Origin of the sequence: Paenirhizobium cremeum (assembly GCF_022884085.1) — a bacterium.
In the GTDB taxonomy this organism is placed as follows: Bacteria; Pseudomonadota; Alphaproteobacteria; order Rhizobiales; family Rhizobiaceae; genus Allorhizobium; species Allorhizobium cremeum.
On sequence record NZ_JAGGCS010000004.1, the window covers coordinates 310200 to 326904 of the forward strand.

Consider the following 16705-nt stretch of genomic DNA (forward strand, 5'->3'; position numbering starts at 1 on the left):
GATTATACCGCAGCGTCGTTTCAGCGAAAAGCAACGGCATCGCAGGCCGATAAGGCATTCGCGGCCCCGAAACGAGATAAGGCCGCCCGCATCACTGCGGACGGCCCTGAAGGCTGTATCTGCGGCCGGCGGTGCCGACGCGTAGAATAAGGACGCTCTGGAGCTTACTTCCAGTCGCGGATGTCGACGAAATGACCGGCGACGGCTGCGGCAGCAGCCATGGCCGGGGAAACGAGATGGGTGCGGCCCTTGTAGCCCTGGCGTCCCTCGAAATTGCGGTTCGAGGTCGAGGCGCAGCGCTCGCCCGGCTTCAGCCGGTCGTCGTTCATGGCAAGGCACATGGAGCAGCCCGGTTCGCGCCATTCGAAGCCCGCATCCTTGAAGATCTTGTCGAGGCCTTCGGCTTCAGCCTGTTCCTTGACGAGGCCGGAGCCCGGCACGACCATGGCGGAGACGGTCGAGGCGACCTTCTTGCCTTCGATCACGGCGGCGGCGGCCCGCAAATCCTCGATACGGCCATTGGTACAGGAACCGATGAAGACGCGGTCGATCGCGATATCGGTCATCTTCGTTCTGGGCGTAAGACCCATATAGTCGAGCGCGCGCCACTTGGAAGCCCGCTTGGTCTCGTCCTGAATTTCGTCCGGATTTGGCACCACGCCCTGGATCGACACCACATCTTCCGGAGATGAGCCCCAGGACACGATCGGCGGCAGGTTGGCGGCGTCAAGCACGACGGTGCGGTCGAAATGCGCGCCCTCGTCGGTATGCAGCGTCTTCCAGTAGGCGACTGCCTGATCCCAGGTCTCGCCGGTCGGCGCCTTCGGCTTGCCCTTGATATATTCGAAGGTCTTTTCATCCGGCGCGATCAGGCCGGCGCGGGCGCCGCCTTCGATCGTCATGTTGCAGACGGTCATGCGACCTTCCATGGAGAGCGAACGGATCGCCTCGCCGGCGAACTCGATGACATGGCCGGTGCCGCCGGCGGTGCCGATCTCGCCGATGATGGCAAGGATGATGTCCTTGGCCGTGACGCCTTCCGGAAGCTTACCGTCGACACGCACCAGCATGTTCTTGGCCTTCTTCTGGATCAGCGTCTGGGTTGCCAGGACGTGCTCCACTTCGGACGTGCCGATACCATGCGCCAGCGCGCCGAAGGCGCCATGCGTCGAGGTGTGGCTGTCGCCGCACACGATGGTCATGCCCGGCAGGGTGAAGCCCTGTTCGGGGCCGACGATGTGCACAATACCCTGACGCTTGTCGCGCTCGGAATAATATTCGACACCGAAATCCTTGGCGTTCTGGGCAAGCGCCTCGACCTGGATGCGGCTTTCCTCGTTCTTGATGCCCTCGAGGCGATCCGCGGTGGTCGGAACGTTGTGGTCCACCACGGCCAGAGTCCTCTGCGGTGCATGCACCGGCCGACCGGCCATGCGCAGGCCTTCGAACGCCTGCGGGCTCGTCACCTCATGCACAAGGTGACGGTCGATGTAGAGAAGACAGGTGCCGTCGTCCTGGCGGTCGACCAGGTGGTCATCGAAAATCTTGTCGTAAAGTGTACGCGGTGCGCTCATGGCGTGTTTCCATCCGGCTGAAGAAGTGGGATCGGTTCTTGGTATTCTGAAGCGCCGCCGATGCGGCCGGCAACCTTCAGCCTAGGCGGCTGTTGAGCGCTCCGGAGACGCACGCAAAGAACCGTGCCGGCAGACGCTTGTGGTCCTGCAGCACGATAAACTGGTTTGCGAGACATCCGAATTTTGATCCCATGGCGTCGCAATAACAGTTTTCCACAAAATCGGCAACGGATTTGCTTCGTCGGCCGCCTGACACATCCCTGTCATAAAGTGTTCGCGGAAACATGCTTCATCTGTCGGACGAAACGGAGATAGCCCGCATGTCTGCACCCATTGACGACCAGATCAACCGGATCAAGGAAGACATCATCGACAGCTTCGATGAAGAACTGGAACAGCAGATGGAGGAGGAGCGGCTGGAAGAGATGGTCGCCGAAGGCCTCTCCGAGCCGACCATCGACCGCCGGGTCTATTTCCGGGAACTTTTCAGGCTGCAGCATGAACTGGTTCGCCTGCAAGACTGGGTTCAATACAAGAAACTCAAGGTCGTCGTGCTTTTCGAAGGCCGCGATTCCGCCGGCAAGGGCGGAGCGATCAAGCGCGTTACCCAGCGCCTGAACCCGCGCGTCTGCCGTGTCGTGGCACTGCCCGCCCCAACGGAACGCGAACGCAGCCAGTGGTATTTCCAGCGCTACACCGCCCATCTGCCGACCGCCGGCGAAATGGTGCTGTTCGACCGCTCCTGGTACAACCGCGCCGGTGTCGAGCGTGTCATGGGGTTCTGCACGCCTGACGAACTGGAGGAATTCTTCCGTTCCGTGCCGGAATTCGAGCGCATGCTGGTCCGCTCCGGCATCATCCTGCTCAAATACTGGTTCTCGATCACCGACGAGGAACAGGAATTCCGCTTCCGCATGCGCATTCACGATCCGCTGAAGCAGTGGAAACTCTCGCCCATGGACCTTGAGAGCCGCATCCATTGGGAGGAATACACCAAGGCCAAGGAAGACATGCTGGAACGCACCCACATTCCGGAGGCACCGTGGTGGGTCGTGCAGGCGGTCGACAAGAAGAAGGCCCGCCTCAACATGATCGCCCACCTTCTGGGGCAGATCCCCTACGAGACCGTTCCGAAGGAACAGATCGTGCTGCCGGAGCGCGTCCGCAATGCCGACTACATCCGCCATCCGGTTCCTCCGGAAATGTACGTGCCGGACGTCTATTGAGGAGCGCGGCGCCGACCGCTACCGGGCAGCGCCTTTCTCCCGCATCCGTTTTTCCAAGCGCCTCAGCAGCATCGACAGGCCGATCGTCAGGATAAGATAGATATAGGCGACGATGGAATAGGTCTCGAAGAAGCGGAAGGAGCCGGATGCATAGATCTTGCCCGCCTGGCTGATGTCGGCGACGCCGAGCACGGAGACGAGCGATGAATCCTTGACCATCGCCACGAAATCGTTGGAGAGCGGCGGAAAGATCACCTTGACGGCCTGTGGGAATACGATCAGCCGGAAGCGCTGATAGCGGTTGAGACCGAGCGACATCGCCGCCTCGATCTGCCCCTTGTCGACCGACTGGAAACCGGCGCGAAAGATCTCGGCGATGAAGGCCGAATAGCCGATCATCAGCGCAAAGATCGCCCGCCACATCAGCGACACGTCGCGCACCTGAAGCGCCGACAGCCAGCCGTGTTCGATGAGCGGCCCGGTCAGGAAATTGTAGAGACTGACGAAGCCCGGAGCGCCGACGAAGGCGATGTAGAAGAGGAGGACGAGGATCGGAATGCCGCGGATCACCTCGACATAGAACCGCGCGATCTGCCTGACGATCAGGCTGTCCGACATGCCGGCGAGCGCCACCAGCAGGCCGAGCATGGTTGCCAGCGCAAAGCCCACCACGGTGACGAAGACCGTCACCCCTATGCCGCGCGAAATGGTGGCAAAGACCTGCGCATAGAGATCGTTGAAGGCAATGACGGCGGCAATTCCAAGCGCGATCGCGACAAGGGCGACCAGCCACCACGGCCGGTCGCCCTCGCCCTTTCCATTGCCTGCGCCCGAAAGTGTCTGAAAACCCATCAGCTCATGGCCCCCGGCTTTCTCAGCCTCGGCTCCCGCACCCTCACTCGCCCATCTTGTAGTCGAGAAACCACTTCTTGTTCAGCGCATCGAAGGTGCCGTCGGCCTTCAGCGCCGCGATCGCCGCATTGACCGGCGCCACGAGATCGGAACCTTTCGGGAAAATGAAGCCGAAATCCTCCGCGCCGAGCGCGCCGCCGACGACCTTCAGGCCGCCATTCGATGCATCGACATAGCCCTTGGCGGCGACGCTGTCGGTGAGGACGAGATCGACGTCGCCGGCTTTCAGCGCCTGAACGGTGGCGCCAAAGGTCTCGAACAGCTTGATGCGCGGGTTCTGCTCGTTGCCGTCGAGAATTTCGTAGACGGCGGTGTAGAAAGGCGAGGTGCCCGGCTGCGCGCCGATCAGGCCATCCTTGAATTCGCCGAAGCTCTTGGCGTCCGAAAAGCGGCTCTCATCGCCCCTGACCAGCATGAACTGCTCGGATCGCATGTAGGGGTCGGAGAAATCGACCTTCTCCTTGCGGTCGTCCTTGATGGTGATGCCGGTCATGCCGATCTGGTACTGGCCGTCCGAGACCGCCTGGATCATCGCGTCCCACGACGTGTTCTGGTATTCGACCTTGAAGTTCAGCCGCTTGGCGATCTCGTTCATCGCGTCGTATTCCCAGCCGATGGCCTGGCCCGACTTCGGATCGACGAACTGCAGCGGCGGATAGGCATTTTCGGTCACCACCACGACGGTCTTGCCGCCGAGATCCGGCAGGTCGGCGGCAATGGCGGGAAGCGGCAGCAGCGAAAGCACGGAAAGACCGGCAAGTACGGCGCGGCGAAGAAGCATGATTGTCTCCCTGATTGTGGCGGGCCGAGAGTGTCACAGTTCGATTATGCCTTGCAAGAAGGCGGCACTGCATCCACGGCGCCGGTGGCGAAACGGCCTTCTCAATCCCGCATATCCGGCCGAAAAGCCATCCGTCCGGAGGAAGGATTCACGCTTTTTGGCAATGGCTGGCGTGAACGCCGTCGCTGACTTCGAAATCGCCCTTCTGCGGCGCGGCGATCGGCTTGAACAGGCTGCGTTCCGGCTTGAGGTCGATCAACGGCGTCCCGTCGAGGCAATCGAGGCCACGGACAAAAAGCCTGTTGCCCTCGACCTTCTCCAAGATGACGATCGAGGTGCCGATCGGATTGGGTCTCACCGGCGAGCGGATGGAAAACGTGCCATGCACCTCGCCGTTGTCGCCCGGGCTCTGCAGAACGAGATCGCGCCTGGAACGATCGAGCCAGTAGAGGATTTCAAGCTGCTCGAACCTTTCGACGCCTTTCAGCGCCGGCACCCAGGGCTCGAAAATCTCGATCTCGCAGACGGGGCCGTCATGGCGCCCCTGTCGCGGCGTCTCCATCCGCGAACTCCAGGGCGTCCGGATACGGCCGATGAAGACCAGCCCGGCGTCGACGGCCTCCGGCGCCTCGATTTTGACTTCGTTTTCCCGGATCTCGTTCTCACGCACCATGTCTGGCTGCCTCCGTTTGCATAGCGATATATCCCATTAGAAATATCGCCGAAAGGCCACGCGATCGCTGGCACGAAAAGTCCCATGCACAAACGAAAAAAGGCGGCCCGAAGGCCGCCTTTCGAAACCCGAAATCGGGGAAGTCTTATTCTGCAGAGCCTTCGGCTACAGCTGCTGCTTCGGCGGCAGCCTTTGCTTCAGCGGCTTCTGCTGCTGCCTTTTCGGCGGCCAGAGCCTGTGCTGCTGCGATCTTTTCAGCTTCCAGACGTGCCTTTTCCTCGGCAACTGCGGCGCGCTCGGCGTCGTTCAGCTTGCGGGCGCGGGTGCCGGTGTTCTCGACGATACGGGCCGACTTGCCGCGACGGTCGCGCAGGTAGTAGAGCTTGGCGCGACGGACCTTACCGCGGCGAACGACTTCTACGCCTTCGACCATCGGGGAGTAGACCGGGAATACGCGCTCGACGCCTTCGCCGTAGGAGATCTTGCGAACGGTGAAGCTCTCGTTGAGGCCACCGCCGGAACGGGCGATGCAGACGCCTTCATAGGCCTGCACGCGGGTACGGTTGCCTTCCGTGACCTTCACGTTGACGCGGACGGTGTCGCCCGGGGAGAATTCGGGAAGCGTGCGCTTGGCGGCGATCTTGGCAGCCTGTTCGGCTTCCAGCTGTTCAATGATGTTCATGTGTCTAACCTTCGGTTCTTCTAAAACAGCCAGAGCGCTCAACGGTTGATCCTTCGGTCGAAACCTCCGGATTTGCCTTGCGGGCAGGAGCGGATACGCATGCTCTTTGTTGCGGCAGACGGGCAGGAGCCCATTTCCGTGGGCGCAAATACACCAAACAACCCCGGTTGTCACCCCCGACACGACACTTTTGTCGGAGGCGGCAGTCCGCCGCTTGCCCACACGAACGGGAAGGCATAAGCCTTGTCGCCGTGGACGGGGACATGACATGCCGATTGCGACGATCCTTCTTCTCTTTGCCGCCGGTTTCTTTTCCGGTGTCGTCAATGCGATTGCAGGCGGCGGCACCTTCCTGACCTTCGGCGCGCTGACGCTGGCCGGCCTGCCGCCGATTGCCGCCAACGCCACATCGTCGATCACCCAGTTTCCGGGCTACGTCACCTCGACGCTCGCCTATCTTCGCGAGCTGAAGAGCTTCTGGCGGGGGGCCGTCGTCCTCGCCCTCGTTTCCGCGGCGGGGGCGCTCGCCGGCGCGCTCTTCCTCGTTTCTCTGTCCAATCCGACATTTCGCGCCATGGTGCCATGGCTGCTGATCGCCGCCACGGCCGTCTTCGCGGCCGGGCCGAAGCTCAGGCCGAAAACCGCGGGCGAGGGCCACCCGGCGACGCCGCTCGGCCTTGGCCTGCAGACGCTGACGGCCTTTTATGGCGGCTTCTTCGGAGCCGGGATGGGCATCATGATGCTCGCCTCGCTCGGCCTTGCAAGCGGCGGCGACTATCATCGGCTGAACGCCTTGAAGAACTTCCTGTCGATCGTCATCGCGGCAGTGGCGATCGCGGTCTTTGCCACGGCCGGTGCCGTCTCCTGGACCCATGCGCTGGTCATGGTCCCCGCTGTCGCGCTCGGCGGCTATGCCGGCGTCAGCCTCGCCAGGCGGGTCCCCCAGTCTATCCTGCGTTTCCTGGTCATCGTGGCCGGCCTTCTGCTCGCCGTCTATTACTTCCTGACCGGCTGATCCTCGTCCGCCATCAGGAGATCCGGCCGCCGTTCAGCGGTCAGCTTGACCGCCTCCTCCAGCCGCCATCTTTCGACGGCCGCATGATCCCCCGAGGTCAGCACCGCCGGGATCTCGCGACCTTCGAACACCTGCGGCCGGGTATAGTGCGGATGTTCCAGAAGCCCTGCCTCGAAGCTTTCATGCACGCCCGAAAGCTGGTTGCCCATGACGCCGGGCAGAATACGCACGATGGCATCGAGCAGGGTCAGCGCGGCGGGTTCGCCGCCGGAAAGAATATAGTCGCCTATGGAAATTTCCTCGAGATTGCGGGCATCGATCACCCGCTGGTCGACGCCCTCGAACCGGCCGCAGACGATCACCACACCCTCGCCGGCGGCAAGCGCACGTACACGCTCCTGCGTCAGCGGCCGTCCGCGCGGACTCATCAGCAGCCGCGGACGGTCATCGGCCCCGACCGAGTCGATGGCGCGGGCAAGCACATCGGGTTTGAGCACCATGCCGGCTCCGCCGCCGGATGGCGTGTCGTCGACGCTGCGGTGCTTGTCGAGGGCAAAATCGCGGATCTGCACCGCTTCCATCGACCAGTCGCCGCGCTCCAGCGCCCGACCGGCAAGTGCCGCCCCGAGATGACCTGGAAACATCTCCGGATAGAGGGTAAGAACCGTCGCCTTGAAAGCCATGAGCGTTTTCACTCGTCCTTCTTCGGACGCACCTTGCCGCCGCCATAGGGCTTTTCCTCGTCGTCCTTGAGCCCGGCGGCAATGGGATCGACGAGGATCTTACCGCCTTCAAGGTCGATTTCCAGAACGGCGGCCTCTGAGAACGGGATCAGGACCGGACGCTTGCCGGGGCCCTTCAGCTCGAGCAGATCGCCCGCGCCGAAATCGTATATGCCGGTCACCGCGCCGTAATGATTGCCCTCGGCATCGTGCACGTCGAGGCCTTCGAGATCGGCATAGTAGAATTCGTCTTCGTCGAGCTCTTCATCCGGCAGGGCGTCGCGGTCGATATAAAGCTCCAGCCCGTTCAGCGCTTCGGCGGCGTTGCGGTCATTCACCCCACGGAACCGCACGATGGCGACATTCTTGGCCTCGCGGATCTCGAGGATTTCAAAGACCCGCCCGTCAAGGCTGTGCAGGTTGCCGTAGTCGCCGAGTGCCAGCGGATCGCCGGTATAGGCCCTCACCCGGACTTCGCCGCGCAGGCCCTGGGCTGCGCCGATCACGGCCATCAGAACGGGATTTTCTAGCTTGGTCATGGGTTCTGTCGCATTTTCGGGCAATTGTCGGATCACTGCCTTTTAGTGCGAAACCCACCGAAAGAAAACGCTAAAACGGGCGGCAGGAGACCTGCCGCCCGTTCAAACCGGACAAATCCGGTAGAAAAATTACTCGGCAGCAGCTTCGGCGGCGGCAGCAGCGGCTTCAGCAGCCTTTGCTTCCTTTTCCTTGATGCGCTCGAGGGCCTTCTTGCCCGGCTTTGCCTTTTCCGGGTTGTTGCGGGCATCGCGAGTAGCAACGCCGGCTTCGGCGAGGAAACGAAGGACGCGGTCGGTCGGCTGTGCGCCCTTGGCGAGCCAATCCTTGATGCGGTCGACGTTCAGTTCGACGCGCTTTTCATTGTCCTTGCCGAGCATCGGGTTCCACGAACCGACCTTTTCCAGGAAACGGCCGTCGCGCGGCGAACGGGCGTCGGCGATGACGATCTGGTAGTAGGGGCGCTTCTTGGAACCGCCGCGGGCGAGACGAATCTTGAGGGACATAATGTACTCCTTGGGTTTTCTTTGGGCCGCCTTCCGGCGGTCCGGTTCTTGTTGAGGCCGCCGTCAGGCGGTCTTTTCGGTTGCACCGCCATGTTCGGCGGCAATGGCTTCATGATGCCGGATGACTTCCGTGATGATGAAGTTCAGGAACTTCTCGGCGAAATCCGGGTCCAGATGCGCGTCCTGTGCCAGCCGGCGCAGGCGAGCGATCTGGTATTCCTCGCGCGCCGGGTCGGCCGGCGGCAGATTATACTTGGCCTTCAGCATGCCCACTGCCTTGGTGCAGCGGAAGCGTTCGGCCAGAATGTGCACCAGTGCGGCGTCGATATTGTCGATCGACTGGCGATAGCTGGAAAGCTGTTCCTTGACGGCTTGATCGACCATCTTCCTTCCCCTCACTTCTTCTTCGGCAGGCCCGGCAGGCCGCCGAGACCGGGAAGCTTCGCTCCGCCCAGACCCGGAAGCCCTCCGCCACCGAGACCGGGAAGTCCGCCCATGCCACCGAGACCGGGCGGCGGCTTGAGGCCGGCGGCTTCCGCCTGCTTGGCCAGCGCTTCGAGCTGCTTCGGGTCCATGTTCGAGAGGTCGGGCATACCGCCCATGCCGCCCCCAAGCCCCATCTTCGAGGCAAGGCCGCCCATCATCTGCTTCATCATGCCGCCTTTGCCCTTGCCGCCCATCATCTTCATCATGTCGGCCATCTGGCGGTGCATTTTCAGAAGCTTGTTGATCTCGGCGGCGTCCGTACCGGAACCTGCCGCGATGCGCTTCTTGCGGGAATGCTTGAGGATATCGGGATTGGCGCGCTCGGCCTTCGTCATCGAGGAAATGATGGCGATCTGGCGGTCGAACAGCTTGTCGTTCAGACCGGCCGACGCCATCTTGTCCTTCATGCCGGCCATGCCGGGCATCAGGCCCATGATGCCGCCCATGCCGCCCATCTTCTTCATCTGCTTGAGCTGCTCGGCGAGGTCGTCGAGGTCGAACTTGCCCTTCGCCATCTTGGCGGCCATGGCGGCCGCCTTCTCGGCGTCGATCGTCTCGGCCGCCTTTTCGACCAGCGAAACGATGTCGCCCATGCCGAGGATGCGGTCGGCGATACGCCGGGGATGGAACTCCTCAAGTTCCGTCATCTTTTCGCCGACGCCGATCAGCTTGATCGGCTTGCCGGTGACCGCGCGCATCGAAAGGGCCGCACCGCCACGGCCATCGCCGTCCATGCGAGTCAAGACGAGACCGGTAATACCGACGCGCTCGTCGAAATTGCGGGCAAGATTGACGGCGTCCTGACCGGTCAGGCTGTCGGCGACGAGCAGGATTTCATGCGGCTTCGAGCGGGCCTTGATCTCGGCCATCTCGACCATCAGCGGCTCGTCGATATGGGTACGGCCGGCGGTGTCGAGGATGACGACGTCATGGCCGCCGAGCTTGGCCGCCTGTACGGCGCGCGATGCGATGTCGGTCGGCGACTGGCCGGCGATCACCGGAAGCGTGTCAATGCCGGTCTGTGCGCCGAGCTGGCGAAGCTGTTCCTGGGCGGCCGGGCGTCGCGTATCGAGCGACGCCATCAGCACCTTCTTCTTGTCGCGTTCCGTCAGCCGCTTGGCGATCTTACCGGTGGTGGTGGTCTTGCCCGAGCCCTGCAGGCCAACCATCATGATGACGACGGGAGCCGGCGCATTGAGGTCGATGGACACGCCCTCCGAGCCCAGCATTTCCACGAGTTCGTCATGGACGATCTTGACGACCATCTGGCCGGGCTTGATCGATTTCAGGACGGAGGCGCCAACCGCCTTTTCCCGCACCTTGTCGGTGAAGGAACGCACCACTTCCAGCGCCACGTCGGCTTCCAGAAGCGCACGACGCACCTCGCGCAGCGCGGCGGAGACATCCGCCTCGGACAATGCGCCACGGCCGGTCAGTCCATTCAGAATGGATCCAAGGCGGTCCTGGAGGTTTTCAAACATCGGCTCTTCCTTATCGTTCCGGTTTCGTCTTTCGAACCGGAACGTTGGTCTTTTTTCCGCCGAAAACAAGACGCAAAGCCAAAAAGCACCCGAGGGCGCATCGCGCTGTCGGATGTTGACCTCCGGGATCTCTTTATACCTGTCAGGGTCCCGGTCGGCGGCTCGGAGTTCTTGTCTCGTCGCAGATTTCGCCGCGATAAACAGGAAATGCCCGGGAAAGTCAAGGCTTGCCGGGAAATGGACGCAAAAGCGGGCATTTTGCGCAATGCCTCTTCCAAACCAGCCGCCCCATTCCCAGATGCATGTCTTCATCGACAACGGCAAGGCACCATGGCGAGAAAACCGGCCAACCCCTATTATTCAGGCCCCGTCACCGATCATTTCGACGGCATTCGCTTCTTCAATCCGGAAGGCGTGGAACCCGGCAATCTCCGCGATCTCTGGAAATGGCGAACCAACGGCGAGCGCGCCCGCTGGCCGAAGCGGGTCGAACGCCTGTCGCAGCCGGCAGCGCCTGCTGAACGCATCAGCGGCGACGGCCTGCGCGTCACCATGATCGGCCATGCCAGCCTTTTGATCCAGGTCGCCGGCCTCAATATCCTCACCGATCCCGTCTGGTCAAAACGCGCCAGCCCCTTTTCCTTCGCCGGACCAAGGCGTGTGATCGAGCCGGGCATCCCCTTCGACAAGCTGCCGCCGATCGACCTCGTGATCGTCACCCACAATCACTACGACCATCTCGATCTTCAAACGCTTTCCCGCCTCCGCAAGCATCATGCGCCGCAGGTCGTCGCCCCGCTCGGCAACGACCCGCTGATCCGCAAGGCCATGCCCGGGGCCCTGATTTCGGTCATGGACTGGGGCGACCGCATCGCGCTTTCCGATGACGTTTCCATCGATGCGGAACCCTGCCATCACTGGTCGGCGCGCGGCATGAACGACCGCCGCATGGCGCTCTGGGCCGCCTTCGTCATCTCGACACCGGCCGGCAAGGTCTACCACATCGGCGACACCGGCTTTCACGACGGCATAAACTACAAGGCCGCCGCGGCAAAGCACGGCGCCTTCCGCCTCGCCGTGCTGCCGATCGGCGCCTACGAACCGCGCTGGTTCATGAAGGGGCAACACCAGAACCCCGCGGAAGCCGTCGCCGGCATGCGGCTCTGCAACGCGGCCTATGCCGTCGGCCACCATTTCGGTACCTTCCAGCTCACCGACGAGGCCATCGAAGCGCCGGTGGAACACCTGTCGCAAGCCCTTGCCGCTGAGGGCATGGAGCCGGAGCGCTTCCGTCCCTTGCGTGCCGGCGAAGCCTTCGACGTGCCGCCCGTGCCGTGAACTCTCTCCTCCGGCCGTTGACAGGCGCGCCGGAATTTTCGAAAATCATCGAATTCACCAGGGGTGTCCCGACAAGGGGCTGAGATTCCGCTGGGCCATCCAAAACGACGGATGGCAGCGCGGTGACCCGTTGAACCTGATCCAGTTCATACTGGCGTAGGGACGGTGCGAGCGCTGCCAGATCTCTTTCGGGCAAGGACCTCCTTGGTTTTCTCGGAACGGCTCAGGCGAAGACGGATCCGAAACAGGATCCGCAAGGCGCATTCCATCATTCCGGCTGACATGACTGGGTCTCCAACATCAAACCTTGGAGCTCCACGATGAACATCGCCCCGCAGATCGCAAAACCCGACATCACCACGGACCCTCTTCCCGCCTCGACCCGGATCTACATTCCCGGCGAGATCCACCCGGCAATCCGCGTCCCCATGCGCCAGATCGCCGTTCATCCGACCGCCGGAGAACCACCGGTTAACGTCTACGACACCTCCGGCCCTTACACCGACCCCGCCTGCGACATTGCCATCGACCGGGGTCTTGCCCGCCTCAGGGCCGCATGGATCGCGGCACGCGGCGACGTCGAGACCTATGAGGGACGCATCGTGAAGCCGGAGGACAACGGCTTCGTCTCGCCCGAAAAACTGACGCCCGAATTTCCGCTCCGCCATGCGCCACTGCGCGCCAGGGACGGCAAAGCCGTCACCCAGCTCGCCTATGCCCGCGCCGGCATCGTCACGCCGGAAATGGAATTCGTCGCCATCCGCGAAAATCTCGGCCGCAAGGCGATGCGGGATGCTTCCCTCCCCACGCCCCGCGATGGCGAGAGCTTCGGCGCCCATATTCCCGACGTCGTCACCCCCGAATTCGTGCGTCAGGAAGTGGCCTCCGGCCGCGCCATCATCCCTGCCAACATCAACCATCCCGAAAGCGAGCCGATGGCGATCGGCCGCAATTTCCTCGTGAAGATCAACGCCAATATCGGCAATTCCGCCGTCACCTCGTCGATGGCCGAAGAGGTGGAGAAGATGGTCTGGGCGATCCGCTGGGGCGCCGACACGGTGATGGATCTCTCGACCGGCCGCAACATCCACAACATCCGCGACTGGATCGTGAGAAACGCCCCGGTGCCGATCGGCACCGTGCCTCTCTATCAGGCGCTGGAAAAGGTCGGCGGCATCGCCGAAAACCTATCCTGGGAAGTCTATCGCGACACGCTCATCGAGCAGGCGGAACAGGGCGTCGATTATTTCACCATCCATGCCGGCGTGCGCCTCGCCTACATCCCGCTCACCGTCGACCGGGTCACCGGCATCGTCTCGCGCGGCGGCTCCATCATGGCCAAGTGGTGTCTGCATCATCACCGGGAAAGCTTCCTCTACGAACATTTCGAGGAGATCTGCGACATCTGCCGGACCTATGACGTGTCCTTCTCGCTGGGCGACGGCCTGCGCCCCGGCTCGATTGCCGACGCCAACGACCGCGCGCAGTTCGCCGAACTCGAAACGCTCGGCGAACTGACGAAGATCGCCTGGGCGAAGGACTGCCAGGTTATGATCGAGGGTCCCGGCCATGTTCCCATGCACAAGATCAGGGAGAACATGGACAAGCAGCTGAAAGTCTGCGGCGAGGCACCGTTCTACACGCTCGGACCGCTGACCACCGACATCGCCCCGGGCTACGATCACATCACGTCTGGCATCGGCGCGGCGATGATCGGCTGGTTCGGCACGGCCATGCTCTGCTACGTCACCCCGAAGGAGCATCTCGGCCTTCCCGACCGCAACGACGTGAAGGTGGGCGTCATCACCTACAAGATCGCCGCCCATGCCGCCGATCTCGCCAAGGGCCATCCGGCGGCGCGCGTCCGCGACGACGCGCTGTCGCGCGCCCGCTTCGAGTTCCGCTGGGAAGACCAGTTCAACCTGTCGCTCGATCCCGATACCGCCCGCTCGATGCATGACGAGACCCTGCCGAAGGAGGCCCACAAGGTCGCCCATTTCTGCTCGATGTGCGGCCCGAAATTCTGCTCCATGCGGATTTCCCACGACATCCGCGCGGAGGCCCAGAAGGAGGGCATGGAAGCCATGGCCACGAAATACCGCGACGGCGGCGACCTCTACATGCCGGTCACAGCACCCGGCACGCTCGCCACGGATGGCTGAAATGGTCGGTATCCTGATCCGCGGCGCCGGTGTTGCCGGCCTTGCCGCAGCCCATGAACTCGCAGAGCGCGGCTTCAACGTCGAGATCATAGACCGCGCCGGAGCAGTCGGGCACGGGGCTTCGCATTTCGCCGGCGGCATGCTTGCCCCCTTTTGCGAACGCGAGACAGCCGGGGAGGCCGTCTTGACCCTCGGCTTGCAGGCTGCCGACTGGTGGGAGGCCGCCGTTCCGGGGTCGGTCACGCGCCAGGGAACGCTTGTCCTGGCGCCAGGCCGTGACGTCAACGAGCTCTCCCGCTTTGCGGCACGAACCACCGGCTTCGAGTGGGTGGATGAAGCTGGGATCGCGGCTCTCGAGCCGGATCTCAGAGGACGGTTTCGCCGTGGCCTGTTCTTTGCCGACGAGGCACATCTCGATCCGCAAACAACGCTGGCCGACCTCGCGCGCCGGCTGCACGAACGGGGCGCGCGGTTCCATCTCGATACCGTCGCGCCGCCCGACCGACGGAGCCACGCCGCCGTCATCGACTGCACCGGCCCCCAGGCGATCGGCAAGCTTGCCGGCCTGAGGGCCGTACGCGGGGAGATGCTCGTCGTGGAAACCTTCGAGCTTCATCTTCGCCGTCCGGTACGGCTGCTGCACCCGCGTTATCCGATCTATCTCGTGCCCCGCTCGAACGGCCGTGTCATGATCGGTGCGACCATGCTCGAGACGGAAGATGACGGGGCAATCAGCGTACAATCGCTGATGGAACTGCTCAACGCCGCCTACGCACTGCACCCGGCCTTTGCCAAGGCGCGACTTGTGGAGACCGGCGTCGGTCTGCGCCCTGCCTTTCCCGACAACCTTCCCCGCGTCGTCGAAACTGACGAGGGGCTCGCGATCGCCGGCATGCACCGGCACGGCTTTCTGCTGGCGCCGGCCATGGCGCGCCAGACGGCAGACCTCTTGCTGAAGCGGCTCGAAGGAGACCGCACTCCATCCGACAACAACAGGAGAACATTCCGATGACGCTGATCGTCAACGGCGACCAACAGGATTGCACCGCCACTACACTGGAAGACCTGCTCCGTACACTCGACTACGAAGGCGACTGGCTCGCCACCGCAGTGAATGGGGAACTGGTCCATCGCGAAGACCGCGCCTCCTTCCCGCTATCGGACGGCGACCGGATCGAAATCCTTACGCCCATGCAGGGAGGCTGACATGTTCGAACTTTGCGGGACAGAACTCGCTTCGCGCCTGCTGCTCGGCACCGCGCGTTACCCTTCACCATCGGTACTGGCGGAAGCGGTCCGCCGGTCCGGCACCGGCATCGTCACGGTCTCGCTGCGGCGTGAAACTGCTGGTGGCAGGGCAGGCGGTGCCTTCTTCGAACTGATCCGTGACCTCGGCGTTCGGATATTACCCAACACAGCCGGCTGTCACAGCGTATCAGAAGCGGTTCTGACCGCGCGCATGGCTCGCGACCTGTTCCGCACCGACTGGATCAAGCTCGAACTGATCGGTCATCACGACACGCTGCAGCCCGACGTCTTCCAGCTTGTCGAGGCGGCACGCATCCTTGCCGACGATGGTTTCGAGGTCTTCCCCTACACGACCGACGACCTTGTGGTTGGCGAGCGCCTGCTCTACGCCGGATGCCGGGTGCTGATGCCCTGGTGCGCCCCGATCGGCAGCGCCATGGGACCGCAGAACCTCTCCCCCCTCAGAGCCATGCGGGCGGCCTTTCCGGAAATTCCGATGATCATTGATGCAGGCATCGGAAGGCCGTCCCATGCGGCGACCGTGATGGAACTCGGCTATGACGCGGTGCTGCTCAATACCGCCGTCGCGAGTGCCGGCGACCCCGCCGGCATGGCGGAAGCCTTTGCCGGAGCGATTGACGCCGGGCGCAAGGCCTGGCTCGCCGGCCCACTTGAACCACGCGACATGGCCGTGCCGTCGACGCCGGTGATCGGCAAGGGCGTCTTCGCATGAGGCTCGATCCCTTCTATCTGATCGTCGACAGCGCCGGCTGGATCGAACGCCTCGTGCCGCTCGGCGTCAGGCTCGTACAATTGCGGATGAAGGATCGCACAGAGGCAGAACTGCGAACGCAAATTCGCCAGGCCAGGGCTTTTTGCGCCGCCCATGACTGCCAACTCGTCGTCAACGACCACTGGCAGATCGCGATCGAGGAACGCTGCGATTTCGTCCATCTCGGCCAGGAGGATCTGTGTGAGGCGGATGTGGGCGCGATCCGCGCGGCGGGGTTGCGGCTCGGCCTCTCCACCCACGACGAGGCGGAACTGGCCACGGCCCTTGCCGCGGCACCGGACTATGTTGCGCTCGGCCCCGTCTGGCCCACCGTCTTGAAGGAGATGCCCTGGGCACCTCAGGGGCTGGCAAGGGTGAAGGACTGGAAGGAGAGGATCGGCGATCTGCCGCTCGTAGCGATCGGCGGCGTGACGGTAGAACGGCTGGACGACGTCTTCGCCCATGGTGCCGACAGCGCCGCGGTGGTCACCGACATCACCCGCAATCCCGACCCCGAACAGCGGACCCGTGAGTGGATCGCCGCGACGTGCCGCTGGCGCTGAGCACCCGCATCACGCCACTGGTAATTT

General features: G+C 63.1%; 18 protein-coding genes and 1 riboswitch. Of the genes, 8 read left to right on the top strand and 10 right to left on the bottom strand.

What is annotated here, in order from left to right:
* Window positions 1-164: 164 nt before the first annotated feature.
* On the bottom strand, window positions 165-1574 hold the full coding sequence (gene leuC / locus J5N58_RS10045) for a 3-isopropylmalate dehydratase large subunit (RefSeq protein ID WP_244710643.1): 1410 nt from the start codon (window positions 1572-1574) through the stop codon (window positions 165-167).
* A 320-nt stretch (window positions 1575-1894) separates the two neighbouring features.
* Between leuC and ppk2 the strand changes: the two genes are divergently transcribed.
* The gene (gene ppk2, locus J5N58_RS10050) at window positions 1895-2800 is read left to right on the top strand and encodes a polyphosphate kinase 2 (RefSeq protein WP_112830727.1); all 906 of its coding nucleotides are present in this window, start codon (window positions 1895-1897) and stop codon (window positions 2798-2800) included.
* A gap of 18 nt (window positions 2801-2818) precedes the next feature.
* Here ppk2 and J5N58_RS10055 read toward each other — a convergent pair whose 3' ends face one another.
* The 4 genes from J5N58_RS10055 to rplS all read right to left on the bottom strand — a co-directional run bounded on the left by J5N58_RS10055 (window position 2819) and on the right by rplS (window position 5848).
* Complete coding sequence (locus tag J5N58_RS10055; RefSeq protein WP_113443145.1) at window positions 2819-3652, bottom strand: amino acid ABC transporter permease; 834 nt, start codon at window positions 3650-3652, stop codon at window positions 2819-2821.
* 43 nt (window positions 3653-3695) lie between these two features.
* A complete protein-coding gene (locus J5N58_RS10060) occupies window positions 3696-4493 on the bottom strand; it encodes a transporter substrate-binding domain-containing protein (protein WP_113466005.1) in 798 nt (265 codons plus the stop codon).
* Window positions 4494-4641: 148 nt separating this feature from the next.
* Window positions 4642-5166, bottom strand: a complete 525-nt coding sequence (gene tsaA, locus J5N58_RS10065) for a tRNA (N6-threonylcarbamoyladenosine(37)-N6)-methyltransferase TrmO (protein ID WP_244710645.1) — start codon at window positions 5164-5166, stop codon at window positions 4642-4644.
* A gap of 145 nt (window positions 5167-5311) precedes the next feature.
* Window positions 5312-5848 (bottom strand): 50S ribosomal protein L19, encoded by a 537-nt coding sequence (gene rplS, locus J5N58_RS10070; RefSeq protein WP_244710648.1) that lies wholly within the window; start codon window positions 5846-5848, stop codon window positions 5312-5314.
* Between the two features lie 268 nt (window positions 5849-6116).
* On the opposite strand from rplS, the gene J5N58_RS10075 reads away from it, so the two are divergent.
* On the top strand, window positions 6117-6863 hold the full coding sequence (locus J5N58_RS10075) for a sulfite exporter TauE/SafE family protein (RefSeq protein WP_244710650.1): 747 nt from the start codon (window positions 6117-6119) through the stop codon (window positions 6861-6863).
* On the opposite strand, the gene trmD is transcribed toward J5N58_RS10075, so the two are convergent.
* From trmD to ffh, 5 genes are all read right to left on the bottom strand, one after another.
* Complete coding sequence (gene trmD / locus J5N58_RS10080; protein ID WP_112830582.1) at window positions 6845-7546, bottom strand: tRNA (guanosine(37)-N1)-methyltransferase TrmD; 702 nt, start codon at window positions 7544-7546, stop codon at window positions 6845-6847. The two genes, J5N58_RS10075 and trmD, sit on opposite strands and share 19 nt — an antisense overlap.
* An 8-nt stretch (window positions 7547-7554) precedes the next feature.
* Window positions 7555-8124, bottom strand: coding sequence for a ribosome maturation factor RimM (gene rimM, locus J5N58_RS10085; protein ID WP_113338091.1), 570 nt, complete (start codon window positions 8122-8124; stop codon window positions 7555-7557).
* 129 nt (window positions 8125-8253) lie between these two features.
* Window positions 8254-8628, bottom strand: a complete 375-nt coding sequence (rpsP, locus tag J5N58_RS10090) for a 30S ribosomal protein S16 (RefSeq protein ID WP_112830584.1) — start codon at window positions 8626-8628, stop codon at window positions 8254-8256.
* Window positions 8629-8691: 63 nt separating this feature from the next.
* Window positions 8692-9012, bottom strand: coding sequence for a chorismate mutase (locus J5N58_RS10095; RefSeq protein WP_112830585.1), 321 nt, complete (start codon window positions 9010-9012; stop codon window positions 8692-8694).
* Window positions 9013-9023: 11 nt separating this feature from the next.
* Complete coding sequence (gene ffh, locus J5N58_RS10100; protein WP_244710652.1) at window positions 9024-10595, bottom strand: signal recognition particle protein; 1572 nt, start codon at window positions 10593-10595, stop codon at window positions 9024-9026.
* 330 nt (window positions 10596-10925) lie between these two features.
* Between ffh and J5N58_RS10105 the strand changes: the two genes are divergently transcribed.
* The 6 genes from J5N58_RS10105 (at window position 10926) to J5N58_RS10130 (ending at window position 16678) form a co-directional block, all read left to right on the top strand.
* Window positions 10926-11933, top strand: coding sequence for an MBL fold metallo-hydrolase (locus J5N58_RS10105; protein ID WP_244710654.1), 1008 nt, complete (start codon window positions 10926-10928; stop codon window positions 11931-11933).
* Window positions 11934-11982: 49 nt separating this feature from the next.
* Window positions 11983-12114: riboswitch (TPP riboswitch) on the top strand.
* Window positions 12115-12253: 139 nt separating this feature from the next.
* A complete protein-coding gene (gene thiC, locus J5N58_RS10110; RefSeq protein WP_244710656.1) occupies window positions 12254-14095 on the top strand; it encodes a phosphomethylpyrimidine synthase ThiC in 1842 nt (613 codons plus the stop codon).
* Window position 14096: 1 nt separating this feature from the next.
* Window positions 14097-15107: a glycine oxidase ThiO gene (gene thiO, locus J5N58_RS10115; RefSeq protein WP_244710658.1), complete on the top strand. Its 1011-nt coding sequence runs from the start codon at window positions 14097-14099 to the stop codon at window positions 15105-15107.
* A complete protein-coding gene (thiS, locus tag J5N58_RS10120; RefSeq protein WP_112830590.1) occupies window positions 15104-15301 on the top strand; it encodes a sulfur carrier protein ThiS in 198 nt (65 codons plus the stop codon). The genes thiO and thiS overlap by 4 nt, the downstream gene beginning before the upstream one ends.
* Before the next feature lies 1 nt (window position 15302).
* Window positions 15303-16076, top strand: coding sequence for a thiazole synthase (locus tag J5N58_RS10125; protein ID WP_113338088.1), 774 nt, complete (start codon window positions 15303-15305; stop codon window positions 16074-16076).
* Window positions 16073-16678, top strand: a complete 606-nt coding sequence (locus J5N58_RS10130; protein WP_244710660.1) for a thiamine phosphate synthase — start codon at window positions 16073-16075, stop codon at window positions 16676-16678. Before J5N58_RS10125 ends, J5N58_RS10130 begins: the two co-directional genes overlap by 4 nt.
* The last annotated feature ends 27 nt before the right edge of the window (window positions 16679-16705 follow it).